At 42.9% G+C, this 23,698-nt stretch carries 21 protein-coding genes; 3 read left to right on the forward strand and 18 right to left on the reverse strand.

Annotated features, from left to right (window positions below; translation table 11 throughout):
• Positions 1 to 30 precede the first annotated feature (30 nt).
• Complete coding sequence (locus tag DYADSP32_RS04390) at positions 31 to 264, forward strand: zinc ribbon domain-containing protein YjdM (protein WP_414618151.1); 234 nt, start codon at positions 31 to 33, stop codon at positions 262 to 264.
• A gap of 1,208 nt (positions 265 to 1,472) precedes the next feature.
• Here the strand turns inward: DYADSP32_RS04390 and DYADSP32_RS04395 are convergent.
• A complete protein-coding gene (locus DYADSP32_RS04395; RefSeq protein WP_149243860.1) occupies positions 1,473 to 1,907 on the reverse strand; it encodes a MarR family transcriptional regulator in 435 nt (144 codons plus the stop codon).
• A gap of 665 nt (positions 1,908 to 2,572) precedes the next feature.
• Here DYADSP32_RS04395 and DYADSP32_RS04400 point away from each other — a divergent pair.
• Positions 2,573 to 3,292, forward strand: a complete 720-nt coding sequence (locus DYADSP32_RS04400; RefSeq protein ID WP_414617512.1) for a DUF1295 domain-containing protein — start codon at positions 2,573 to 2,575, stop codon at positions 3,290 to 3,292.
• Positions 3,293 to 3,568: 276 nt separating this feature from the next.
• Here DYADSP32_RS04400 and DYADSP32_RS04405 read toward each other — a convergent pair whose 3' ends face one another.
• The 10 genes from DYADSP32_RS04405 to DYADSP32_RS04450 form a co-directional block, all read right to left on the reverse strand.
• Positions 3,569 to 4,342, reverse strand: coding sequence for a hypothetical protein (locus tag DYADSP32_RS04405; RefSeq protein ID WP_149243858.1), 774 nt, complete (start codon positions 4,340 to 4,342; stop codon positions 3,569 to 3,571).
• A gap of 217 nt (positions 4,343 to 4,559) precedes the next feature.
• The gene (locus DYADSP32_RS04410) at positions 4,560 to 6,017 is read right to left on the reverse strand and encodes a choice-of-anchor A family protein (protein ID WP_149243857.1); all 1,458 of its coding nucleotides are present in this window, start codon (positions 6,015 to 6,017) and stop codon (positions 4,560 to 4,562) included.
• A gap of 110 nt (positions 6,018 to 6,127) precedes the next feature.
• Positions 6,128 to 7,621: a carboxypeptidase regulatory-like domain-containing protein gene (locus DYADSP32_RS04415; protein WP_149243856.1), complete on the reverse strand. Its 1,494-nt coding sequence runs from the start codon at positions 7,619 to 7,621 to the stop codon at positions 6,128 to 6,130.
• 18 nt (positions 7,622 to 7,639) lie between these two features.
• Positions 7,640 to 9,052: a CsgG/HfaB family protein gene (locus tag DYADSP32_RS04420; RefSeq protein ID WP_149243855.1), complete on the reverse strand. Its 1,413-nt coding sequence runs from the start codon at positions 9,050 to 9,052 to the stop codon at positions 7,640 to 7,642.
• Between the two features lie 70 nt (positions 9,053 to 9,122).
• Positions 9,123 to 9,539 carry a curli production assembly/transport component CsgF gene (locus DYADSP32_RS04425; protein ID WP_149243854.1) on the reverse strand — a complete coding sequence of 139 codons (417 nt, stop codon included), beginning with the start codon at positions 9,537 to 9,539 and terminating at the stop codon, positions 9,123 to 9,125.
• Between the two features lie 20 nt (positions 9,540 to 9,559).
• Positions 9,560 to 10,060 carry a CsgE family curli-type amyloid fiber assembly protein gene (locus tag DYADSP32_RS04430; protein ID WP_149243853.1) on the reverse strand — a complete coding sequence of 167 codons (501 nt, stop codon included), beginning with the start codon at positions 10,058 to 10,060 and terminating at the stop codon, positions 9,560 to 9,562.
• Positions 10,060 to 10,572 carry a hypothetical protein gene (locus tag DYADSP32_RS04435; RefSeq protein ID WP_149243852.1) on the reverse strand — a complete coding sequence of 171 codons (513 nt, stop codon included), beginning with the start codon at positions 10,570 to 10,572 and terminating at the stop codon, positions 10,060 to 10,062. The genes DYADSP32_RS04430 and DYADSP32_RS04435 overlap by 1 nt, the downstream gene beginning before the upstream one ends.
• A 22-nt stretch (positions 10,573 to 10,594) precedes the next feature.
• Positions 10,595 to 11,002: a curlin repeat-containing protein gene (locus DYADSP32_RS04440; RefSeq protein ID WP_149243851.1), complete on the reverse strand. Its 408-nt coding sequence runs from the start codon at positions 11,000 to 11,002 to the stop codon at positions 10,595 to 10,597.
• A gap of 115 nt (positions 11,003 to 11,117) precedes the next feature.
• Positions 11,118 to 12,803: a hypothetical protein gene (locus DYADSP32_RS04445; RefSeq protein ID WP_149243850.1), complete on the reverse strand. Its 1,686-nt coding sequence runs from the start codon at positions 12,801 to 12,803 to the stop codon at positions 11,118 to 11,120.
• Between the two features lie 73 nt (positions 12,804 to 12,876).
• Positions 12,877 to 13,950 (reverse strand): hypothetical protein, encoded by a 1,074-nt coding sequence (locus DYADSP32_RS04450; protein WP_149243849.1) that lies wholly within the window; start codon positions 13,948 to 13,950, stop codon positions 12,877 to 12,879.
• An 857-nt stretch (positions 13,951 to 14,807) separates the two neighbouring features.
• Between DYADSP32_RS04450 and DYADSP32_RS04455 the strand changes: the two genes are divergently transcribed.
• The gene (locus tag DYADSP32_RS04455; RefSeq protein WP_414617513.1) at positions 14,808 to 15,311 is read left to right on the forward strand and encodes a sigma-70 family RNA polymerase sigma factor; all 504 of its coding nucleotides are present in this window, start codon (positions 14,808 to 14,810) and stop codon (positions 15,309 to 15,311) included.
• Between the two features lie 90 nt (positions 15,312 to 15,401).
• Here DYADSP32_RS04455 and DYADSP32_RS04460 read toward each other — a convergent pair whose 3' ends face one another.
• The 7 genes from DYADSP32_RS04460 to hisG all read right to left on the reverse strand — a co-directional run bounded on the left by DYADSP32_RS04460 (position 15,402) and on the right by hisG (position 23,637).
• Positions 15,402 to 18,704, reverse strand: coding sequence for a UvrD-helicase domain-containing protein (locus DYADSP32_RS04460; RefSeq protein WP_149243847.1), 3,303 nt, complete (start codon positions 18,702 to 18,704; stop codon positions 15,402 to 15,404).
• Positions 18,705 to 18,810: 106 nt separating this feature from the next.
• Entirely contained in the window at positions 18,811 to 19,332 is a 522-nt protein-coding gene (locus DYADSP32_RS04465) for a hypothetical protein (RefSeq protein WP_149243846.1), read from the reverse strand.
• Positions 19,333 to 19,385: 53 nt separating this feature from the next.
• Positions 19,386 to 20,459, reverse strand: a complete 1,074-nt coding sequence (hisC, locus tag DYADSP32_RS04470; RefSeq protein WP_149243845.1) for a histidinol-phosphate transaminase — start codon at positions 20,457 to 20,459, stop codon at positions 19,386 to 19,388.
• 50 nt (positions 20,460 to 20,509) lie between these two features.
• Positions 20,510 to 20,962 carry an RES family NAD+ phosphorylase gene (locus DYADSP32_RS04475; RefSeq protein WP_149243844.1) on the reverse strand — a complete coding sequence of 151 codons (453 nt, stop codon included), beginning with the start codon at positions 20,960 to 20,962 and terminating at the stop codon, positions 20,510 to 20,512.
• Positions 20,962 to 21,390, reverse strand: a complete 429-nt coding sequence (locus tag DYADSP32_RS04480) for an antitoxin Xre/MbcA/ParS toxin-binding domain-containing protein (protein WP_149243843.1) — start codon at positions 21,388 to 21,390, stop codon at positions 20,962 to 20,964. The genes DYADSP32_RS04475 and DYADSP32_RS04480 overlap by 1 nt, the downstream gene beginning before the upstream one ends.
• Before the next feature lie 71 nt (positions 21,391 to 21,461).
• The gene (hisD, locus tag DYADSP32_RS04485) at positions 21,462 to 22,730 is read right to left on the reverse strand and encodes a histidinol dehydrogenase (RefSeq protein ID WP_149243842.1); all 1,269 of its coding nucleotides are present in this window, start codon (positions 22,728 to 22,730) and stop codon (positions 21,462 to 21,464) included.
• A 46-nt stretch (positions 22,731 to 22,776) separates the two neighbouring features.
• Positions 22,777 to 23,637 (reverse strand): ATP phosphoribosyltransferase, encoded by an 861-nt coding sequence (hisG, locus tag DYADSP32_RS04490; RefSeq protein WP_149243841.1) that lies wholly within the window; start codon positions 23,635 to 23,637, stop codon positions 22,777 to 22,779.
• Between the last annotated feature and the right edge of the window lie 61 nt (positions 23,638 to 23,698).

Genomic DNA, 23,698 nt, shown 5'->3' on the forward strand with positions numbered 1-23,698 from the left:
AGCTTACAGAACGACCTGTACCATCAGGCGATCCCAAACCACAATAAAATAATCATGGAAGTAAAAGACAGCAACGGTACATTGCTAAACGAAGGAGATTCGGTCACCTTAATTAAAGACCTGAAAGTTAAAGGTTCATCCACTACATTGAAAAGAGGTAAACTGGTAAAAAACATCAAACTTACCAATAGCAGTGGAGAAATCGACTGCCGGGTGGATGGAATGAATATAGTATTAAAAACCGAGTTTTTGAAGAAAGCCTGAGAAAGCAGGGACTAAAAACCGCCCTCACGTTTGCGGAAAGATTCCGCGCAAAGGTTTAATTTGTTCAACTGGATTGCCCAAGAAAATCGCCAGAACAACACGGTCAATATGGACGAAGGTTACAATACCATTCTGGTAGAACTTAAAAAAATTTAGAAGAAAAAACTAAGATCACAAACATCCACAACAAGAAGTCTAGGCCCTCACTCAACATCCCTCAAAGAATCTGGTTTGATACTTTGCGGGATGTTTTATTTTAAACTCAAATAGTTCAACCAACAGGTATAGGGTTCATAGTGTACAGTTTACCTTTCAAACCAAACGATAAAGTACCATTCCTGCCCACAACATTCACAATGGACTTATAATACTTTATAAACATTAAGTATTTATATTTCTTTCAGTACTTTATATTCTTTTAATACTTTTTATATTATAACAACTTTTATAATGTCTTTTACTTTTAGTTATTTTGATAATGATCCATCATTTGGAAAGAACAAATACTTCAAAAAGTAAAAAATAGATTAATTATAAAAAGCTTTTATTACTTTTTATACATTTTTTACTTATTATATTTTTAAACCGTTATAAATGTATGTTTATCATTAACGAATGTAACATACTAATTTTGAACATTTTAGAGTCCAAATACAGGTGTGAATTAATTATTAGAGAAACAAAAACCATATCTTTGACAGCAGCCTACGAGGCTAAATGTAAGAAAACTAACATACAGGGGTACGCTCCAACATACCCTATATCGACGCTGAAGAATTCGGAACACAACCAACACACCATCACAGGATCCCTCCTATTTCATTAAATGTACAAGTATGACCCAGGTAAATTGCCATGGATATCCATATAAAACAGCGTGACGAAGCAGCCAAAATATATGCCGCCATTCCATTAATCAACCTGCCCGGTACATCCTCAGAAATGAAACAAAAAAGCCGTAATTAAGCGCTATTCAAAATTACCAGCGAATCGTATAGACGAGTCACGACAAAGAATTCGTCCAGAAATAAAGCAATCAACAAGTCGAAATTATACGCCTCCCTTGCTCCTAAATAAATTAAATAGGGAGCCCGGAGCTAACGGACTCCCTAAACCCTCTTTTGTTTCAGGTAACAAATTCGACCTTCGCATTTCATCAACACGGCCATTTGCCTGGCAACGTTGGCCCGACGAAATACACCAAAAATCTATTGAATCAAACCTCCCAACTCAATCAATACCTTCCCCAGTTCATCCAGCTTTTTGGTTTTAAGCGTGCCTACAATCTGCTCGGCGATTACCTCAGCAGTTGCCGTTCCATCGACCAAAATCCGTTTCCCTGCAGGAGCCAGTTTCACATAACTTACCCGGGCATCACGACTATTGACTTCCCTTCGAACAAGCCCTAATTTCTCCAGCTGTACCAGCACACGGGTTACCCCAGAGGCGGTCAAACCAATCTTTTCAGCCAGATCGACCCGCCGTAACTTCTCGTCGGTGGCTTCACCAAGATGATATAAAATCATGAAATCATTGAAGCTAATCCCATGATTAGCTAATCTATTATCGAATTTACGAACCACACCGGCCTGAACCATATTGAGGTTCATAAAACATTTCAAAGAGGCTGATATATTTGACATATACTTTAATAGTGATTGATATATACTTGATTAGTCAAGTATATATCAAATATATAAAAATTATAATTAACTGACAAATAAATCTTTATGTTTCACATGAAACATTTAAGATTAAAACACTTGTAAATTTGAAAGATTATTCTAAGGAAAAATCGGGCTGACTGAGAGGTCATCTAAAAGCTTAATACCTACCCGGCAGGGGTATTCAGCTAACCATTTTGAACGATTTCTTTCCAATGTAGCCTATCAGTAGTCGCAGGAAAAGCTTACAGCAAATTCTCGCGGCACAGTAGGAAACCATTTTAACCCCTTTCAATCATTTCGATGGAAATTTTGCTTTGTCAGAATATTACCCATTTATCAACTGAAGATGATCCATTTCGGGTTTGAAAACGTAAATATGAAGATCCTACTGACTTGATTACTGCCGCATGAAGCAAATTAGTAAACCGATTTACCTTCAGCTCACAAGCTTGCAGCTCACACGCGTGCGCATGATCACATCGCTTAAACTTGTACTTTCCTGACCTGTATATGTTACACTATGGCAAATTGGTTATACATACAGATCGGACTATTATTACTTAAACCAGCGCTGGGAATTCATCGATTATTAAGCCATAGACATGAATAGCTTCGCCTTTTATTTGCCTATTCTGGTGTCAATGATCACGTGCAGTGGTCTTATGATCCTCGCATGGATTTGGGCCGTAAAAATAAAAAACGGTGGTGTTGCGGACATTTTCTGGTCAGTGAATTTCCCGGTCATAGCCATCATTTTATTGGTGCTTGCGGAAGGTTTCCCGGCAAGACTTTTTCTGATCTGTGGTATGGTTGTTCTGTGGGGGGCACGTTTAGGCATACACCTGAGCGACAAGATTTTCTCGTATGTACATGAGGAAAAAGGCCACCATGTAGATTTACGAAAGGACTGGGCGCCTGACCAGCACTGGAAATTTTTCTGGTATTTTCAGGCAAAAGCTATATCGAATTTGCTCCTGGCTATTCCGCTATTTATAATTTCAAACAATTCTGATCCCAACCTGAATTATTTCGAATACGTAGGTCTTGCCTTGTGGGTCATCTCGCTTGCAGGAGAAACAATCGCCGATTTTCAGCTTGATCAATTCACCAATGATCCTGCCAATAACGGACTGGTCTGCAATAAAGGATTATGGCATTATTCACATCACCCGAACTATTTTTTTGAAAGAATGATGTGGGGATCATATTTCATTTTTGCTTCAGGGTCACCGTATGGCTACCTGGGTATATTGAGCCCTGCAATCCTATTGTATCTCCCATTCAACGTTTTAGGAATTCCTGCAAAAGAGAAGCAGTCCATTCGTTCAAAAGGAGATGCATACGAAAATACCAGGCAATGACCAATGTATTTTTACCTTCGAGGAAAAAACTTAAAGAATAAAGGCTGGGCTAAGGGGAATGGGGTTTGGTATAAGGAGCGTGGGTAATTTGGCTGGTACTTTTTAATAAAGGGCGGAACTTAGGTGAAGACGGAACACAATTTCCTGAACGAGTTTTAAAAACGTGCCTCAAAAAATAATCCCCGCCAGGTATTTGGTGGGGATTACAAAGGTTCTTACATCTGACCCGGAGCACCGGCACTAATAAGCATCGTAACTGTTTCAGGAAACTGATATTTACGGATTAAAAGTAGCTCGGGCAAGCTGTACCTCAAGACGTATATCAACAGCCCTGTCGGCCTGATTATTACCATATCCGTTACCACTGCCGAAGCCTACTCCCATGCCACCGCCCATACCAATCCCACCGCCTAGACCAATGCCGATCCTGGGCGAAAAACCCGATTGCGACGACGATCCATCGATTTTGATATTAACACCCATTACCTGGGATTCCTTTACATTTACAGCCATGAGATTAAAGGGAATGGCAATTTGCTCTGTCAGTTCGCCATCCTTATCCATAGAAATATGCGACTTTATGCTTCCTTCGCCCACCACCAGATTAATAGAATGCTGGCCCTGCTTATCCTTCCAAAGCGCTTCTTTGTTGTAGGAATCGAGCAGGATATCCAAACCCAGGCTGTTGGGAAGATCCGTGTCAATACGTTTAAGCGCTTTCCGGTCCTCGCGCATGATGACCGGGAAAAGCAAGTAGTATCCATCTTTTTTCTGCCCTTCCGGGCTGAAGGAAATGCGGAGTCCATTGCTCAGGATTTTCTGTATGGTATTCGGATCCTTTGTCTTCAGTGTGATATATACAAATTGATCATCATTGATAATTCCATACCTTAATCTTGATTTCTGATCCACCTGATCCGGCTTTACTTCATCCACAAACGAAAAGGGGGCATTCCATTTTGCTTCGTATGGGACTGTTTTGCTGGAACTACATCCTGCCAGGACAGCAAGACCCAAAAACAGTATATATCTGCTATTTATGATTTTCATTTTGTTAATTTAATTTCTATTGTTTAGACCCCATTAAGAACGAAATGGTTGTAAAATCATTACGACCTGCCAATCTATTTCGTTGCGTTTTAATAAATATCTGCTAATATGTACAGTTCCACGGTATTGTCGGTTCATTGATTGCTGTGCTAACTATAAAAAAAGTCTGGCAAATGCCAGACCCAATTTATCCCAAATGACTATTTTTCCCTTCAACTTAGTTTTTGACCAGCTTAAAGGTTGAAACATTGCCTCCGAAACCAATCATTTTAACAATATACAATCCCGGCTCCCAATCTCTTACGACAATGTCATTTCCATCATAATTTTTCTGAACAAATACTTTACCCGACTGATTTAAAATCTCAATACTTTTCACATCAGAAATATTCTTTGAATCAAATTTTAATTTTTCGCTAAAAGGATTTGGATACATTTTCGCCACAGCCCCAAAGCTGAAACCAACACTCACCATGCGGCTGTATGCAAAAGTACCATCCTGATCGATCATTTTAAGTCTGTACAGATTCACACCATTTTCAGGCTGTGTATCCGTAAACCAATAAGACTTCTCTGTTGAACTTTCGCCCAGGGCCCGAACCTCGCCTATAACATCCCATTTCTTTCCAGTAATACTTCTTTCAACCGAGAATTTTTCTGATGATTTTTCCATCGTTGTAGTCCAGTAGAGATTCGTCATATTCCCCTCTCTTTTGCCCGTAAAGGATGTAAGGGTCACCGGTAAAGGATCGACAATGCAGGAAGTCTGGAAGCTAAAATTTGTTGCAAGAAGTATGTCACCTCCAATCACTGCTGGACCCATAATTTGTGCGTTCTGAGCCGCAACATCGGCCTGGGGTGCCAAGACACCACCTTCGAGAATAAAAGAGGACAAGGAAATCTGTTCTGCGTTGGGAAAGTTAAACAACGTTTTGGCCCTGTGCGTATTCACCATTGCCGTTGAGCCCGTTGTGGGGGCTATACTTACAATGGTATTTAAGATGTTAATGGTGATTTCTGAACCAAAAGGGATGTCCACATACTTGATATCTGTCAGCTCACCACCTGTCAGAGTCACATTAAATACGTAACTTGATACAGTAGTATTACCTGTGAGCGTCACCACTCCATTGACCACATTGGTGGTACCCAGTACGGGTAGATTACTTTTGGTTGCACTCAGCGTTTGGTAATAAGTGGCCAAACCCACAAAATCCAACAGACCGCTGGCTACCGTATTGCTACCTTCCCCCACGTTATGCACAGGTGCGGTACTGATGCCCGTCAAACTGCCATAATTTGCATCTCCCCGCACACGAACTACTCCTGCGATATTGGACAATGAACCCTCAACAATAAGGTTGTCGTCTGTTGCCACAGCGCCATCCGCAACTCCTACCTGGTATTCACCTCCAAAACTATTGAGTGTAAAGTTGCCACCCACCGCTAATCTCCCGGCTGTACCTCCGCCGTCACCGGTACTGTAATTCCCGAAAATAACAGAATTGAAATTTCCTCCCCCCGATGCACTACCATTGATATAAGAGGCAGGTACTTCTAATGGATTTTCCGCGGCACATTGGCCGTAGGCCAGGAGGCCGTTTAACGAGAACAGACCTAAAATAGCAATCCTGATGCTAAACTGGCGACTAAAACCTGAGATGATCTTTTTCATAAAATGGTCGAGCAAAAATGAGAAACATAACAATCGAGAACCTTATTTATCACGAGCCTTAGTTTAAAGCTGGTCATTATCCTCTTACTTATAACATTCGTTGTGGTGGGTTATCTCCAATAAGGCATTTCGGCGTCCTTCAAAAGTTCAATACGTTCTTCGCCAGCCAAATTGGTCTTGAAGAGATTCTTTACCGAAAAACCGTCATTGCTTGTATTGGTAAATATGATGCTGGCTCCATTGGGAGAGTACCTGGCGTCAAGGTCATTAGTCCCTTTTTCCTTATCCACAGATATGTCTGTAGCGATACCTGTCAGCACATCTACAATAAAAATTCTGGAATCAAGCTGTCTGCCTTCATTATTCTGAAAATTGGACACATCCAGCGTAAAGAGGGCATGCTTTCCGTCAGGGGCCAGATCCGGATTACCCATTTTACCAGGGCGTCCGGTCAAAAGATTTGTAAGTACACCCGTACCAGGATTGATCACATAAAGCTCGTTATCATATTGGGAACTGCCAGTGACTCTGGCAACAATCCTGTTTCCCTGAGCGGTCCAGTCACAACCCGCAAAAAAGCGGCCGGGTGGAGCCTGAGCCACTATTCTGAGACCTGTACCATCCTGGTGCACAACGTAAAGTTTATCGTAATTCGGATAAAGTAACTCTAAACCATCCGGTGACCAGCAAAATGAAGACTCCATCAGCGAAACACCACCAATCGGCACCACGGTCACTCTTTTAATCCCTCTTCCCAGTCGATCTGATACGAAAATATGAGGTTCTGTATTGATATTAGAAATGAAAGCAAGACGTTCCCTGTTGGGGCTGACAACAGGCCTCCAGCTGGCCCCATTACTGGTTATTTGAATATCCTCCCTGCCATCTGAAGAAAAGATCTGCGAATTTTGACCTACTTTCCTAGTAAAAAAATAGGGCTGTTCCGGCACCGCTTTGGTGGTAAACGACCAAACCTTGCTAAACACCGGAGCATTAATGCTGTCAGACGTAACAACCTGCCAGAAATAGGTCGTAGCGTATTCAAGATTGTTGACGACCAGCGTATCTACATGCAGGCCAGTGACAATAGGTATTGTGGTGCTTTGTCCCTCTTTGAAAAGAATAACGCTGTAACGTAGCGAGTCTTTGTCAGGATCCGTCGTCTTCCACGCCAAAACTGTTGACAAAGCTGCACCGGTACTTTTGTCCTCTGGCTTCACAACAGTAGGTATAAGCGGAGATTTATTCTGGTTATTATCTTTAAACAGAAGTACCGCAATGGTCGTAGCTCTATTCTCTTCAATTTCAACCGAAACCAGATCGGTTTTATACTTGTCTACGGTTGTCTGAACACTATATTTTCCTATCGGTAAGCTATCCACTTTGAAGTTACCTGATGCATCTGGCACAATGGTTCTGCCGCTCGGGCTCACTTTCACAACGGCATCCTTAATAGGCAATTTTGTTGTATTGTCGAGCACCGATCCACTTAAAGAGCCATACACAACTGGCTCCACAAAAGTCTCTTCCGTACACCCCACCGCCATAGAAATTAGCAATAGTGCAATAAGGGTGTAGCTGAAGTATGATTGAAATAATTTCACAATTCGGATATTTTAAAATTAAAGAGATTTAGATTTAACGACCTTCCGGAAAGTACCGCCCAGGTAAAATGACAGACCCAGGGAAGCGCGCCAGTAAGCGTCATTAACTGTTCCCCGGCTTACCAGATCAAAGTTGTCATCAATGAAGTAGTTGTATTGGCCTGTGATATTCAAACCGACACGTCGGCTGAGTGCATATTCCAGCCCTACTCCACCATTTACCATGCTATTCTTCCTGCCACTAAATTCAAAAGCAGAATTGGTCCGACTAGATAGCCACCCTCCTCCGATCTGTATGTAAGGCGAAAGCTTTTGGGTTGGCAAAGCACGGTACTGTAGATTTAACTCAGCCGTACTGACGTCACGACTGAAATAGTTTTTGGCCGCCAGGGAGCCGGAAGCAGCATTAAATTGTAATTGCCAGTATTTTGAAAGGCCCAGATTAAAAGCCAGACCAAGTCCCGTACGATTGACCGAAGGACCGTAATCGCCGGTGTAGCGCAATAGCGAACCCGACGCCATCACCGAATATCTGTATCTTTCGATTTCATCTTTTGCGCCGTAAAGATCTGTAACCTGCGCATCACTTTGCTCTGCCTCATACTCCTTAAGCCAGGCAGCCACTTCATTCGACTTCTTAGCGTCGGCCAACCATAGCTTGTCACGCACGCCTTCAACAATCAGGCTTTGAACCGACTTCTCAATCGCCTCTGTAACGGCCATTTGCGAAGGTTCATTGATCGTAAATCCTGTTTCCGTCTCCATTAAACGCTTAAATCTGACGAAACGAAAAAGACTGGCATCCACCGATTGCGAAAGAATCGTTTTGGAGGTATAAACTGTTTTAAGGATTTTTCCTGTCTTTGTAGCCACTGCGCGGAGATATACAGTCACCCGATCCTGACGGTACTGGGTGGAAGCACCCGCACCAAAATATTTCAGACCAGCACCGCCTGTAATGATATTTGCGTCATAAGATACAATCCCCCCCTCAAGAATAATCCCTGCAAATAGCAACGGAGGTAAATTTTCATTATCCGGTTTGTACTGAGCCATACTCGAACGTATAATTTTCCGCTCGTTAAGCAGATTACTTACATTCTCACGTTCAATGGCTACAAACCAACCACTCTCTTCCAGAGCCTTAAGAAGTATGTTAGTGGCCCCCTGCGTAACCGCGGTGGAGTAATTGATTCCACTTTCTGATGGTTTGTACTGGCCCGTTTGATCCCGAAATTTATAGACCGCTGCCACCAATTTTTCACTGGGGCCGGGCATTGTCCTCAAACCGGGAGTGATACGCGTATCCTCTCCAAGCCGTGCCCCTTTTTGCCTTGTGGGCTGATGAAAATATGCACTGCATCCATTTAAAAGGATAATTGCAACGACGCAGAGCGTGAGATTATAATATTTTTTTTGCACTAAAAGCATTGTAAAGTTTTTCCTTGGAGTTGAGGGTGTTTATAAATGTTGTACTATATCCGGCATCCCTTGACAGACTTCAATAATACGGAACCGTAATTGCCGTTTCACCGCCTTTACCATCCGTGATCCTCACCACCAATCCTTCCGACCCAGGAGATACATCGACTGTGAAATCACCGTATTTGTAAGTACCTTCCTTAATCCCATCCTCTCCAAACTGGCTGGTATAAAGCTGACGTGATATGGAGTTTAAAAGCTGACTATTCAAACTTTTGGTAAAATCTGCCAGATCATTGGTTTGTGTAGTGGTAGTTGTTTTGGCAATAGAGGGGTCTTTGGTTTTGTCCTGTACTTGAGCCGAGCTCAAAAGCCAGTTATAATTAAAAGTGTCGCCACCGAAAGAAGGGTTTCTTGGCCTGTATACCATCGCCTGTGCGACCGAAACGGATTGAACTCCCAAGAAAAGGGTAATAAGAATGCAAAAACTTTTCATACTAATAACGTTTTCCTAACTTAAAAAATACCTGATCCGCTCTGATCAGCACTACCTAATTCACTTTGTATTTCCTGATAACTTATAAAATATTGTAGCACCTGCTGTACTGCCTCAGCAACCTGTAACTCCATGGCCTCTAACCTGGGTTGAACAAATTGTTGCCAAACAAGTAGGTCTCCCACTTTGATTCCCACAATGTTGTTGATTCCAGGTGATGGGATTTCCTCCAGCTCTATCAAAAGCTCTTCATTGGAATAGATGCTTGCTTTGAACTGTGCCATGGCTGTGGAATCAAGCTGCATACCGCTCCATTGCCGGTAAAACTCCTCATACATGTCTCTGCCCACTTTGGTTTTTGTGTTATCCAGAATGAAAGTCATCGACCCGTCCTCCTCCATTCCCGACTCTTCCAAGGGCTGATTCGAAAACATCTTGTCGTCGATAAGCCTCTCTTCACTTTGTGCAGAAACAAAAAAGGAAATTAGAATTAGAAGCGGGAGGACAAGCGTAAACTTCATTATTTGATAAAAATCGGATTAGACTCTATTATAAGCTTCATGCCGCCTGTTTGTTCGATTGTCATCGATTGCAAGGTTCCGATTTTGCTACCTTCAACTATGAGACTGTTCCCGTCTTGCGACTGCCCTACCTGCACGTTGCTACCATTGCTTGATATTTTATTCATTTGAAGCGTATTGCCTGACCCCTGCTGCTGAAGCAAATATTGATTATTGTTACCCACAAGATCAAGGTTAATTGTATTGTCATCACCAAGCTGACTGGAGACCACCTGGTTACCTGTTCCTTTGGTGGCTAAATTTTGGCTGTTGCCGAAACCGGTCTGTATAATAATCGCTTCTGAGCCCGACTGGCCAACAGATGATTGTGTGCTTAATAGTGAATTAAAAGATTGCTGCGAAAGATTGCCAGCGTATTGCTTCCCGAACAGCGCTTCATTTTGGACGCTCTGCGCCAGGGAAACCGTACATGAAAGACAAAATATTGACAGGGCTAAGATGAAAGTTTTCATAACGTTAAATGTTAAATACCACTCAATTTTTCTGCTTCTCCGAAGCGGACTGGTTTATCGTTGACCTGTTGCCGTTGCCCGTCTGAATGACTGTGGATCTGTTACCCGACCCTGATTGTCTGATATGGACTACATTGTTTTTGTGCCCGGAGGTATCAGCATCCATTGTGCTGATAATTGTATTCCCGTTTTTCGACGTAACCACAATCACGTTCTGGTTACTCATGACGGTTGTTGTTCCGCCTTTTTGATCTATCAAAACAGAATTACCCTTTCCACCTTGCGTCACACTCAATTGATGAGGTCCTTTAACCTCTACGCTATTCACGTCCTCAGTACTATTACCTGATCCCTGCGACTTCTCTTGTGCATTTACATTCATGGCTAATCCAAAAAAAAGAAGACAGGCTGGTAGAGATATGATTTTCATGATATTTTTTGAAAAGTACCAGAAGCCAAATCAGGCGCTCAAAGTATCATATACCATGAGCGCCTTTTTTGCTAATTATTGAGTTAAAAGAGAGTCAGTCTCTAAGTTATAGTACTTAGATTCCGTTGCTTTGAACTACTACACCGCTGTTCATACCACCAGTCTGAATAATGGATGAAGAATGGTTCAAACCAGTCTGAGTAAGATTAATGACATTGGAATCACCTTGCTGCAAACCAACTGAATCATGCGAGTTACCAGATTGAATCACACGAAGGTTGTTGCTGTTACCATTTTGGTAAGATTCACTCAAGTTTCCATCACCAGTTTGACGAATAAAGCCAATATTGCTGTTACCCGTTTGCGCTGCACCGTAAGTGTCGCCACCGGCACCTACACCAGTAATTTTGTTATTGTTACCAGCTTGTGCTAAATCCTGGTTGTTGCTACCACCCCACTGTGTTACTTTGGCCCAGTTAAGGTTACCATTTTGATTCAGATTGGATGTGTTGTCATCACCACCACCCTGGGTTACATCCCCGGTGTTTCTTCCGTTCTGAACGATGTATGAGAACTGAGAGAAGCTGCTTTGGTTAACTTTGGCGGAGTTACCAGTGGTTATGTTACCATCCTGCTCAATCCAGGAAGTGTTGCTTGTTCCAGTCTGATCCACATCAGCCGTGTTTCTGTTGTCCACTTGGCTTAGCAAGGAAACATGACCTGTGCCACCCTGATTTACGTCAAGACCATTCGATGCACCGGATTGGCTGGCAGTTGAACTGTTGTTATCACCAACCTGAAGAATTGTTGCATCGTTTCCGCCCAAAGTTATCAGCCAGTAAGAGTCATCCTGAGTTACGGTTGAACTGTTGCCATTACCAGTTTGTGTCACAGTTGCATCATTGTCAAAATCATCTTGTGTAACCGTAGATGCGTTGCTGTTACCTGTTTGTTTTACGGTAGCATCTCCCAATTCGTCCTCCTGGTCAATTGTTGACTGGTTAAGTGCACCATCCTGATCAGCCGTAGCATCATTACCCTCGCCATCTTGCATTACGGATGACGTGTTTGTTCCAGCGCCCTTTTGATCTACATCAGCTTCATTCCCAGTCCCATTTTGATCAATGGTAGATTCGTTGTATCCAACACCTGTCTGATCAACCTCGGCATCATTACCACCCAGGCTTGTTCCAACCTGTGTTACCGTAGATATGTTGATGTTGCCGTCCTGACGCACATCAGCATCATTTCCTGATAAACCCGAGTTGCCACCGGATTGTGTGATAGTAGACTGGTTACCGATGTAATCCTGTTCAACTGTCGCATTATTACCACGATTCATTTGAGTAATCCCGGACTCGTTGTTGTTACCATTTTGATCCACGTTGGAAGTGTTACGCGTATCTTTTTGGTCAATTTCGGAATCATTGCCTGTTCCAATTTGTCCTACCACAGCAGTTTGGCGATCACCTGTTTGCCCAATAACAGATCCTTGTTGATCTCCTACCTGAGTCACTGTGCCATTGAGACGATTACCATTTTGATCAATATCTGATTCATTTTGACCAAGTGTGTAAGGAAGAGGATTTGATTGATTAACTGTTGCAGTGTTGCCGGTACTTGAACCTGTTGTCTTCGTCTGATCAACATTGGAAAGGTTGTCTTTACCAGTTTGAGTAATGGTTCCAACGTTCATACCTGATCCACTATTGTTGGTCTGATTCAGATTGTTAACGTTGTTTTGTGCAAAAAGATACGTTCCTGCTAAAAGAAACGCAACCGTTAAGGTTAGTTTTTTCATGATTGAAAAAAGAGAAAGGATGGAAAAAAAATGTGAAAAACTTGATATAATATATTGAAGAATATATTCGCGGTTAAAGATTCCCCTGGCTTATGTTGCCCACATTGGCGTTGCCTGTTTGCCGGGTCATTGAATTCTGGCTCTCTCCTGTCTGAATAACCTTTTCAAAGTTATCATGACCAATCTGATTGGAAATAATGGTGTTTTCATCACCATTTTGAGAGAAAATTGCCTTGTTGTTGGTTCCTAGCTGAAAGGCCCCAACCAGGGTTGTTCCTTTAATTGTATTGTCATTTCCGTTCTGTTCCACCCAGAACTGATTATCATCCCCGGTTTGTGTGAGTACTGCGGAGTTGCCGTCACCTATTTGTTCGGCGTTGGAATTAATGTCACCAGTTATACCTACAGAGATATTATCATTCCCAATCTGACTCAGATTAAATACGTTATCGTCTCCTTTGGTAAGGACACGAGACGTATTTCTATCCCCAGCCTGCAATACATAACTGATATTGTCAGCACTCCCCGCGCCTTCTATCCATTGAAAAGAATAATTATCGTCACCAAGCTGGATTGTGAAAGCTTCATTTCGTTGCCCTTCCACTTGTTGCCATGAATCATTGCGATTCCCTGCCTGGGCCACAGAGCCTGAAGAAGAAATTGAACCTGAAGCCGTTTGCGTAGAGGTATTATCGAAACCGCCTTGATTGAGCGTCAACTTTGATTCATTGGCTACCGCACCCTTGATGTACTGCAGACCTATATTACCCACACCATTTTGTCTGGCAAAAGTTTCATTATCCACATTGGCATCTACCGTTGAACCATCGGATCCAATGTAAGCCTCAAGTGCGTTGTCTCCAATTTGAGTAACTGTGGTTATATGGGAATTACCATGTTGCTCAACCTTCGAAGCATTTCCTGTTGTGTTGTAAATCGGAATGTTGGTCTGTGTAATGGTGACCAGATTTTCCTCAGCGACGGACGTCGCGTTACTTTTTTGAAGAACTGATGAATTATGAGTCCCGGCCTGGGTTACAAGAGCCTTGCTGTAATCACCCGTTTCAACTATTGTCGAAACACTATTCTGAGCAAAAACATACCCTCCGGCAAGTAGCATAGCTACTGTAAGAATAATTTTTTTCATAACTTTTTTCGTTGAGGAGGATCACAATAGATATTGCTGTTAATCCAGACAATTAGTCGTAACTAACCGCTAATTATCCTGTACTTTTTTGTATAAAAATAAAACAAAACAAATAAAAAACTGATTTATAGAACATTAGCTTCGAAAATATTTTAAATAAACTTTTCGAATTGTCGAAAAATGATCACAAAAATGCACTTTATCCCCCCCATTCAAGCGCTGAAATCTTCCCAGAAAAATCACAAATTCCTCCTACTGACCATCCATCATAATGGACTAACCAACATGAATTTTTATATTTATTCTACAAATGGACAATAAATAATGGATCAATGTATTTACATTTGCACCATTACCCTATTTACTCTATCTATGGAAACTTCAGATTCTAAAAGAACGCCTCCCGTCACTCAAGTACGGATAAAACCCCTCGGAAAATCAGGGCTGCTTCTATTTCCACCTGGTCACTGCTGCCAAACTTTAAATCACGCCTAGATATCAACTTCAGTCTTGAACTTGAAAGTGGGTTATTTTTACCCGTGAATCTTTTTTCGCATCAAAATTCAATTTGTTTGATGTGAAAAACTGAAATAAAGTGGGAATAATCTCCATTTCAGGACTGAAGCACGTCAGCTGAAACTTACCGCCTTCACAATTCATGAATAGTGTGCTAACGAAACTGAAGGGTTGTGACCACACTCCTTGCACAATTTTCCCGGCAACTTATAGTCAATAAAGTTATTCACGCTATCGCTTGTACAACCGTGTCAATGATCCATGAAAATATTCAAAGCCCACCAGGTGATCCTGCAGTTTTACAATTGTACACCAATCATGGTATAGATAAAAATAGCCTTGTGAAAACCTTAATAGATGAGCACTACGGCTTCGTCTATAAGCTAAAGGCAGAAACGGGATTAAGTGAAGGTGACCTGAAGGATCTCTATACGGACACTGTAATGCTGGTGGTAGAACACATTGAAAATGGCCTTTTCAAAGGACAAAGTAAACTTTCGACCTACTTCTACAGGATTTTCTATTTCAAGACCATCGATTTCATAAGAAAAAATGCATCCAATAAGATAGATTATGTACATGATCTGCCGGAGGTGGATGACTTACAACAAAATTTGACCCGGGACCTGGAATCAAGGGATGAAATGAAGCAAATCATGCTCCTTCTGGATAAATTGAGTTCCCCTTGCCGAGAAATTATAATGGATTGGGCATATTGGGGATTAAACGCAAATGAAATAGGTGAAAAGATTGGAGAGCCCGATCCGGTAAAATTTTCCAAGTTGAAGTATAACTGTCTCGACAAATTTAAAAAGCTTTGGAACAAGCAAATAACCTCCATCTGAGCTCCAAACCGTCGTGAAATCCAGGAGCACCGAACCTATTTTCCTCCATCCGCCTTCCGGAATAAAGGTAAAAATCCCGCAAAATTCTACTTACAACCATTCAATTAAATCATTTTCCAGGGTGTAAACGACTCCCCTGGCTGGTTTGCCAATCGCCTTGTAAGCATTGATCAAAGAATTCAAATGTTTTACGGGGATTTTGGCACCGGTTCCTCCTACGAAGGACATAAAAATATTTTCACCATCCGGTAGCGTAACCAGGCGATCCACATGAAGCATTTTGCCTCCCGGAATAAGCATTTCCCGGTTAATTTGTACCTTATTTTCACAAGAGTAAAGTGTTTTCAGGTTCCCTTGTTCAACTATTCTACTCGCCTGCTGGCCAATAATCTCCCCCTCTGCTTCCGTCCAGATACCTTCGCGAACCAAACTCTGAACCTGGTTCGATACATCGCCGATTGTTTTAATTCTGGTAAGTAAATACCGCAGCTTTTGCAGTCGATCGTGTCGCGGTTCAAACGTTTCCACATCAAAAATACGATCCGCCATTCTACGAAGTCGAAGCCTGTCGGTACTGTCCGCACTGATTATATCCCGCATCACATACCTTTCGGCATTACTTTTCCGATGAACATGGTAACAGCTGCCCGTACACTCAGCAACGATATATCTGCTCTCCAAATCGCTCCAGGAAGGGACCATAGCAGGCTGATCCAAAAAATCGTGCATCCAGTTACTGATCAATGATCCTGCCTCCCATTTCTTTTCCTTTTTTGCAATCACATAAAGGCGCTGAATCGGACGAGTGAAGGCTACGTACAGCAAATTCAGGTTTTCTACCAGTGTACGATTTTTTTCCTCTGTATACTGTTCCGCTACGGGCGTATTATCCAGGTCCTTAACCACCGAAACCATTGAACTACGAAGTTTGAGGCCGGATTTTGGTAACGTCAACTCATCAAGGAGAACATCATCAAGATCCACCCACAAACGATCCAGTTTGGCATTGGGAGTTACTTTCCAGTTGGCATAAGGAACGATCACAACCGGATACTCCAAACCTTTGGACCGGTGGATCGTTGTGATGCGGAGTGCGTCGGTGTCTGCCGGTATTGTAATGGAAAGTTTGCCTCTGGCGCTTTCCCAATAGAGAAGGAAGTCTCCCAGATGATTTGTACGCCTGGTTCCAAACTCCAGAACCACATCCAGAAAACGAAACAAATATTGATTTTCTGTAAGATTTTCAAAGAGCCCGAAGGTCTTCATCAATAGCTCACTTAATTCAAACACGGTAAGCTGCCTCATTCGGAAGGCCGTCAGCTCCACTCCCCACCGGGAAAAATATTTCAGAAATGAATCAAGACCATAGGCGCTGCACAGTTCCCTAAGCGCCTCGTGCTCCTCTGCCGAAGGATTTTCATGCCGGATCACCTGATGAAAAAGGTACGCCGCCTCGTAACGCGCCAGCTTGTTGTCCGACGTATGCAAGACTTGCATAAAGGAGGTCACAAACTGAATAGCTCTCGAGTATCCCAAAACAAGCGCATCATCAGAAATAAGCGGATATCCGATTTCCTTCAATGCATTGGCCAGCGCTGTTGCCTCCTTTTTCTTGCGGCACAGAATGGCTATGTCCCGCCAGTCGTAACCACTCCCACGGAGCTCTGCGACGAGTTGTAGGGTACGCACCACAATAGCGTCATTTTTAGTTTCTGTTTCAGCATCAGTATTTTCGGCCATATCCAGAAATTCCAACTGAACATGACCTCCTTCCTTAACACCATCCGGTATCTGCTGCTTGAAATTCTCATCATAAATCTGACCGACTAGCGGGTTAGAATCCGCCAATGTATCGGAGACAAATCCGAAAAATTGATTATTAAACTCGGTAATCTCCCGAAAACTGCGCCTATTGGTTCTAAGGTGATCAACCTGCAAATGACCCTCCAAACTTGCCAGACGGTAATCGTTAAACTCACTTTTACCCAGAATAGAAGATAAGTGCATGACCTGATTCTGAGCCAGATGTAAAATCAAATCCATATCCCCGCCACGAAACCGGTATATGGACTGCTTGGCATCACCAACGATCAAATTGAAATGCCCGTCAGAAAGTGCATTCTCAAACAAAGGCAGCAAGTTGGCAAACTGGAGTTTAGATGTATCCTGAAACTCATCCACCAGGATGTGATTGTACTTTTCTCCAAGTTTCTCAAATATAAACGGCACCGGTTCGCTCGAAACGATTTCCAGAATGCGCCTATTGAAATCTGAAATATGTACCTGGCTATTCTGTTTTAATAGCAAATCAAACTCCTTGCGGATCTCACCCAGTAAAGAGAGATTGTACAAATGCTTATCCAACTGATTGTACAAAGAAACTTTATGACTTTCCCGGCTCCTCAGCATTTCCAGTTGATCGTAAATACGCGCCAAATCCTGGCTGATTTGATCAATACTTTCTTTAATCAATGGGGCCGTTTTCGGACCATACCAAACCTTTTCTTCAATGGTTTTGCGCACATACGAGTTGGGTTCCTCCCAAGTTTTTTGTCCTTCTGCACGATTTCTGAAATACCCGTATATCCCTCGCCCACCCTGATGAAAATCCTTATCCACCAGAAAAACAGACTCAATAAGGTCAAACGCCTCTTTGGAAAGCAAATGGATCTGTTCTTCCTTTTCTTTTACAAAAGCTTTCATTTGTCTGCGTATTGCAATCCAGTCGCTCATTTGCAGGTCTGCTACCAACAGCATCTGAAGATAACTTTGTTCACTCAACAACGTCCCTGCTGCCTCCCTGATCTGCAGCGGAAGTGACGACCAACTCTTTCCTTCCTCGGCCTTCTCACGGTAATAGTGCTCTACCACATCGGTCAACACTTCTTCGCCTTCCAGTCCGATGCGTGCCAGTACCCGATTCACTGCCTCGTCCAGCAAGTCCCCATCCAATTGTGTTTCAAATACGAACGGAAGCCCAAGTTCGTCGGTAAAGCTACTAATGAGGCGTTGTGTGAATTTATCAATGGTCATGACCGAAAAATCGGAATACCGATGCAATATCTGCCTGAAAACCAGCTGAGCGCGTAAGCATACAAGTTGGCAGGTCTCTGCGAGAGCTTCCTGGTTACCGGCCGTTTCCGGATATAGCTCGGACACCACATCGCGTAACATGGGAGGTTCATTGTCCTGGCCAGGTTGCCAATCCGAAAACGTTCGAAGCATCAGTATGATCCTTTCCTTCATCTCATTGGCGGCAGCATTGGTAAAGGTCACAGCCAGAATGTGCCTGAAATAAGTATCAGAGTTGGAATGAAGGGCTAATTTTAGATATTCCTTGGTTAGTGTATATGTTTTACCTGAACCGGCAGAAGAGCTGTAAACTTTAAACACGCAATTGAATATTTGAAAAGAGTCAGAAGAAAAATGCGGTTTCAATTTACAAAAAAAACAGGCCTGAGCCTGTTTCTATATGAAATCAAAATGAGATTCGCTTAAATCAAAGGTTGAACCGTATTCCCCCTGAAATGTTAGGGCTAAAATAGAAAGGCCTGGGTATGACTTCCATGTACGTACCCGCTTCAAGAAAAACCGAAATTCTGTTGTTTGGAACGAAATACTCAACGCCACCGATGACAGACCCTCCGATTGAGATACTTTTCTGATAATCCGGTTCCAGGCGTTTAGGGTAAGTTCTTCTGCTGTTTACCTGGCCACCAAGACCGTAATACACATGTACCGCCTCAGAGTTGAAGAACGGGGTATGCCAAAGGTAATGTGCTTGAATAGAAAGGCCGGCGTTCTTATACATGCCTTCATCACCTCTGTATTTGCGATTGTTGGATAATATTCCGCCATAGGTTCCTACGGTAACATCAATGGCGTGGATCCCATTAAAATACTTTCTGATATTAATCCCGGTGGGCTCACCCAGTTTAAATCCGACAGCCCAGTTGTCGTTTTGTGCCTGGGCAAATCCAACCCAAAGTATACAAAAAGCGAGTAATGATAATTTCTTCATAATCTAAAATTTCTTCTTTAAGATGACCGTTTGTTATAGTTGCTGAGATTGTGCTAAGCAATAACGCTCATTTGCTGGAATTTCGTCAACGAATCCAATAAAACTTCATTTTCTTCCCGGGTACCGACAGTTATACGCAGGCATCCTTCACAAAGATGTACTTTCGAGCGATCCCTTACAATGATCGTATGTTCAATCAGGTACCGCATAACAGACCGCGCATCGTCAAATTGTACAAGTAAAAAATTGGCATCCGAGGGGAAAACTTTATTTACCAAGGATAAACTTATTAACCCCTTTTGCAGAAAAACTCGTTCTTTCAATATTTCCGCAACCATTTCATCTTTTTTTGATGAAGATTCCAGACCCGCCAACAATGCCTGCTGGGCAGGAAGGCTGATATTGTAAGGTGGCTTAATTTTATTCAGGATTTGAATCAGTTCAATAGAGCCAAAACACATACCAACGCGAATACCTGCAAGACCCCAGGCTTTAGAAAATGTCTGCAAAACAACCAAATTCGGGTAGGTGTCCAGTCTTTCTATCCACGAAGGTTCATCTGTAAAATCAATGTAGGCTTCGTCCACGACCACCAAACCATCAAACCGGGCCAATAGGGTTTCAATGGCGTCACGTTTCATCACATTACCCGTAGGATTATTAGGAGAACAGATCCATATAATTTTGGTCAATGGAGTGATTGCATTCAAAACAGCATCAGTATCAATTTGATAATCAGCTGTCAGCGACACTTTGTCAATGTGAACATCATGAATGGAGGCGCTTACTTCGTACATGCCGTAGGTGGGCGGCAGAATGATAATGCGATCCTTTCCCGGCGTGCAAGTGGCCCTTACAAGCAGGTCGATGGGCTCATCACTACCATTTCCTAAAAATATCCTGCGATCCTCTACACCTTTCAACTGGGCTATCTTCTTCTTGATATCGGACTGATACGGATCAGGATATCGATTGAATTTTTCATCTGTAACTGATCCATAGGGGTTCTCATTTGCATCAAGAAAAATACCTGTATGCCCGGTATACTCGTCCCTCGCCGAAGAATAAGGCGCCAAGGTAAGTATATGCGGCCGGATGATTTTTTTTAGTTCAAAAAAGGAATTCATTGTAACGATATTTGAAGGTGAAGGTAAAATCACCCTTTTTTTTAAAACTTTTAATTAAAAACGAATAGTCTTTTATCGAGACTAAACGGCTCCACATCTACGACTTTAACAGAATTAGCATCAGGATGAAGCGGATTGAGCAGAAAATTGGACTCTGCCGGTACAACCACCGATGGAACCCGCAACAAGAGGCTGGTTCTGTCCCTAAGCCAACTGTCGCCTTCCTGTCTGCTCCATTGCTGCTCCTGGCGCCAGTCGGGTATGGTATAAAGTAAATTTTTACCCACAAGCGCATCCGGTATAAATAAAACGACAACAACATAATCAGGAGGTGGAATGGGCCGGTGCCAGTGCACTAATATTTCAAGCATGGCCAGTGATCGTCTTGAAGAGGTATACAACATCCGGCTACCCGGCGAATTCCATCTGCCGCCATATTTGAAGGCTCCCTCCCCTGTCAGATCATCCTTGAATTCCGAACGGGTTATTCTGAATAATTCCATCAGGCAAAAATCCCATGTTCCATGCGGGCCAACTCGGTTTTGATCAAATCTATACCCGCGTGGGTTTTAAGAAAATGAAGCGGCCTTTCGTTTCCTAGAGCCTGAATATCATGATGAAGCCAATCCAGAAAATAATCTTTTCCCAGCACCTCCGTACCCGTGGCGAAAAGGTCTGCAAGCGCGATCAGATGGTCAGAAACCACATTGCTGAGCAGCTCTTCATCGTGGTAACGCAACAAGTTACGCGGTGTAACAGGCAACAAGGATATCAGCTCCTTTACATCCAATCCTACCGAATCGGCCAGGTGTTGAATTACAGCTTTTGGGATGCCGTTTTGTGCCAGGTATGCCAGATCAAAATCATTTTTTACAGTATGTTTTAAAACACCGTACCCCCCCAAACGCTCATTAACCATAAATGCAGTCATAGAATATCAAGTTACAGTACTGGAAAAATGTCCCCTAATTTAAGACATTTTTCCAGACCCTGCAAGTTTCTTCACAAAAGATTCCTCAACCTGATTGTTACCGCCCTTTTATGAGCTGCAAGTGATTCAGCCTCCGCCATAATCTCGACCGTCGGACCAATATTCTTTATCCCCTCTTCTGTGATGTGCTGAACGGTAATTTTCTTCACAAAGCTATCCACCGATACACCACTATATGCGTTTGCATGGCCATTGGTAGGCAGGGTGTGATTTGTACCCGAGGCATAATCCCCACACGATTCAGGGGTATAGTTACCCAAAAATATAGAACCGGCCTGCGTGATTTTTTCAGAAACACTTTCCGCATCTGCCACGCTCAAAATCAAATGCTCAGCAGCATAGTCATTCAGAAGTGCAATGGCCTCATCCTGGCTGGAAACCAAGATCGCCTTGCTATTTTCGAGCGCCTTTGCAGCCATATCACGCCTCGGTAGCTTTTCCAGCTGAGTTGATAACGTTAAATTGACAGAAGCCAATAATTTTTTACTGGTAGAAACCAGCAGCACCTGGCTATCCGCCCCGTGCTCAGCCTGGGACAATAAATCAGCGGCTACAAAAGCCGGAATGGCGGTATCATCAGCATAAATCGCAACCTCTGACGGCCCGGCAGGCATATCTATTGCAACACCTTCCTTGCTAACCAACATCTTAGCGGCTGTAACATATTGATTACCAGGCCCAAATATTTTGTAAACTTTTGGTACACTTTCCGTTCCATAGGCCAGTGCCGCAATAGCCTGCGCACCACCAAGGCGAAAAGCACGGGTAACACCAACCAATTTTGCTGCATACAAAATGGCCGGGTTATCAGAAGGTGTACAAAGAATCACCTCCTTACAACCAGCTATTTGCGCAGGAATCCCAAGCATAAGAACCGTGCTGAACAAGGGTGCCGTTCCGCCTGGAATATAGATGCCAACCTTGTCTATCCCCACGCTTCGACGCCAGCAGGTAACACCGGGCATGGTCTCTATTTTATCGACCGGCTGCAGCTGGGCTTTGTGGAAAGTATGAATATTCTGATAGGCCTGCCCTATGGCGGCCTTTAATTCATCGGTCAACTGGCTTTCGGCAGCCAACATTTCTTCCTCTGAAAAAGCCAGTTCGGTCAACGCCACCGAATCGAATTTCAAAGCCAGTTCTCTCAAAGCCTGGTCTCCTCCCGCTTTCACCTGTTCTAAAATCGGGCGCACTTTACCTTCAATCTCCCTGGAATCCTGAACAGGCCGCATAAGTAAAGATGGCCAAAGGCTTCTGTCGGGAAATGAAATAATATTCATAACTATAAATCTTGTCGTCCTTAAATCAATAAATAACGTACTCTTGTTACAAAATCATTTTTTCAATAGGTATCACCAATATACCTTCTGCACCCGCCAGCCTGATTTTTTCGATATTTTCCCAAAAATCATTTTCATTGATTACAGAGTGTAGAGAACACCATCCTTCGGTTGCTAACGGCAATATCGTTGGTGAACGCATTCCCGGCAAAAACTTCATGATTTCCTCAACAGCGGAAACAGGGCAGTTAAGAAGAATATACTTGTTGTTTTTGGCAACCTGAACAGATTTTATCCGAAACAATAGCTGATCCAGCAATTCCTGCTGCTGTACAGAAAGATGCTTGCTGGCAATCATGACCGCCTCCGACTTGAAAATAGTTTCGACTTCACGAAGACCATTGCTCAGAAGTGTACTTCCCGAACTAACAATATCACAGACTGCATCTGCCAGTCCGATACTGGGCGCTATTTCAACCGATCCGCTGATCTCGTGGATTTGTGCGGAAACATTATTGGCACTCAAATATTTGGCCAGCAGTCGCGGGTAAGAAGTGGCAATACTTTTACCTTCCAAATCCTGCACTCCGGTATAATCATATTCCCTCAGAACACCAATGGAGAGCCTGCACTTGGAAAAGCCCAGCTTATGTACCGTGTTCACATCCCGGTCCGACTCAACAGAAACATTCTCACCAACTATTCCCAGGTGTGCCACACCGTCTTCAACATAACCCGGAATATCGTCGTCGCGAAGAAAAAGGATTTCTGCAGGAAAATTCGTTGCAGACGTTTTCAATTTTCCGGCGCCATTGTCGAAGCGAATCCCACACTCTTTTATAAGTTTCAGGGAGTCTTCACTCAGGCGACCAGACTTTTGGATTGCAATTCGTAAGATGTTGTTCATGCTTGTAGTGGCCGTTGTAACCCGAAAACAGGCTTCTGGCAATCAGTTTTTCGTAAGATAT

Source organism: Dyadobacter sp. 32, from assembly GCF_902506755.1.
Taxonomy (GTDB): domain Bacteria; phylum Bacteroidota; class Bacteroidia; order Cytophagales; family Spirosomataceae; genus Dyadobacter.

What these genes read in the sequence shown, in the direction of transcription:
- DYADSP32_RS04395 (WP_149243860.1), bottom strand. Translation starts at nt 1,907, where the DNA reads ATGTCAAATATATCAGCCTCTTTGAAATGTTTTATGAACCTCAATATG.
- DYADSP32_RS04400 (WP_414617512.1), top strand. Translation starts at nt 2,573, where the DNA reads ATGATCACGTGCAGTGGTCTTATGATCCTCGCATGGATTTGGGCCGTA.
- DYADSP32_RS04405 (WP_149243858.1), bottom strand. Translation starts at nt 4,342, where the DNA reads ATGAAAATCATAAATAGCAGATATATACTGTTTTTGGGTCTTGCTGTC.
- DYADSP32_RS04410 (WP_149243857.1), bottom strand. Translation starts at nt 6,017, where the DNA reads ATGAAAAAGATCATCTCAGGTTTTAGTCGCCAGTTTAGCATCAGGATT.
- DYADSP32_RS04420 (WP_149243855.1), bottom strand. Translation starts at nt 9,052, where the DNA reads ATGCTTTTAGTGCAAAAAAAATATTATAATCTCACGCTCTGCGTCGTT.
- DYADSP32_RS04425 (WP_149243854.1), bottom strand. Translation starts at nt 9,539, where the DNA reads ATGAAAAGTTTTTGCATTCTTATTACCCTTTTCTTGGGAGTTCAATCC.
- DYADSP32_RS04430 (WP_149243853.1), bottom strand. Translation starts at nt 10,060, where the DNA reads ATGAAGTTTACGCTTGTCCTCCCGCTTCTAATTCTAATTTCCTTTTTT.
- DYADSP32_RS04435 (WP_149243852.1), bottom strand. Translation starts at nt 10,572, where the DNA reads ATGAAAACTTTCATCTTAGCCCTGTCAATATTTTGTCTTTCATGTACG.
- DYADSP32_RS04440 (WP_149243851.1), bottom strand. Translation starts at nt 11,002, where the DNA reads ATGAAAATCATATCTCTACCAGCCTGTCTTCTTTTTTTTGGATTAGCC.
- DYADSP32_RS04445 (WP_149243850.1), bottom strand. Translation starts at nt 12,803, where the DNA reads ATGAAAAAACTAACCTTAACGGTTGCGTTTCTTTTAGCAGGAACGTAT.
- DYADSP32_RS04450 (WP_149243849.1), bottom strand. Translation starts at nt 13,950, where the DNA reads ATGAAAAAAATTATTCTTACAGTAGCTATGCTACTTGCCGGAGGGTAT.
- DYADSP32_RS04465 (WP_149243846.1), bottom strand. Translation starts at nt 19,332, where the DNA reads ATGAAGAAATTATCATTACTCGCTTTTTGTATACTTTGGGTTGGATTT.
- hisC (WP_149243845.1), bottom strand. Translation starts at nt 20,459, where the DNA reads ATGAATTCCTTTTTTGAACTAAAAAAAATCATCCGGCCGCATATACTT.
- DYADSP32_RS04475 (WP_149243844.1), bottom strand. Translation starts at nt 20,962, where the DNA reads ATGGAATTATTCAGAATAACCCGTTCGGAATTCAAGGATGATCTGACA.
- DYADSP32_RS04480 (WP_149243843.1), bottom strand. Translation starts at nt 21,390, where the DNA reads ATGACTGCATTTATGGTTAATGAGCGTTTGGGGGGGTACGGTGTTTTA.
- hisD (WP_149243842.1), bottom strand. Translation starts at nt 22,730, where the DNA reads ATGAATATTATTTCATTTCCCGACAGAAGCCTTTGGCCATCTTTACTT.
- hisG (WP_149243841.1), bottom strand. Translation starts at nt 23,637, where the DNA reads ATGAACAACATCTTACGAATTGCAATCCAAAAGTCTGGTCGCCTGAGT.